Annotated in this window: 1 protein-coding gene; it reads right to left on the bottom strand. The window is 59.1% G+C overall.

From position 1 onward, the window contains the following. Positions 1-313, bottom strand: a 313-nt coding sequence (locus tag G9G57_RS25380) for an AMP-binding protein (RefSeq protein WP_164965691.1), incomplete at both ends; no start/stop codon positions are given.

Here is a 313-nt window from a genome sequence, read left to right as displayed (position 1 = left end):
CTGGAGTCGATCGCCGCTTCCGTCACGCCGTATGCGTTGATGATCCGGAACAACGAGCCGAAGCGTTCCTGCAAGGTCCGGTAATCCGCCACGCTGCAGCTGTCTGAGCTCGTGATCAACAGCTCCATCCAGCTCATATCCAGCCGCTGCTCGTGCACATACTCTAGGAACGGCACGATCAGCGCCGGTGTCGATTCGAAGATGGTGACACGTTCCCGCTCCATCCAGTGGTGCAAACGAGACGGATCGATCCGGTCGTCCTTCGGCACAATCACCATCGTGCCTCCGTTGTACAGCGTCCGCGCGATATCTC

The organism is Paenibacillus sp. EKM211P (genome assembly GCF_011066175.1).
Lineage (GTDB): Bacteria > Bacillota > Bacilli > Paenibacillales > Paenibacillaceae > Paenibacillus > Paenibacillus polymyxa.
Note: the sequence above shows the minus strand (reverse complement) of the source record. Positions and strands in the feature narration are given on the sequence as shown.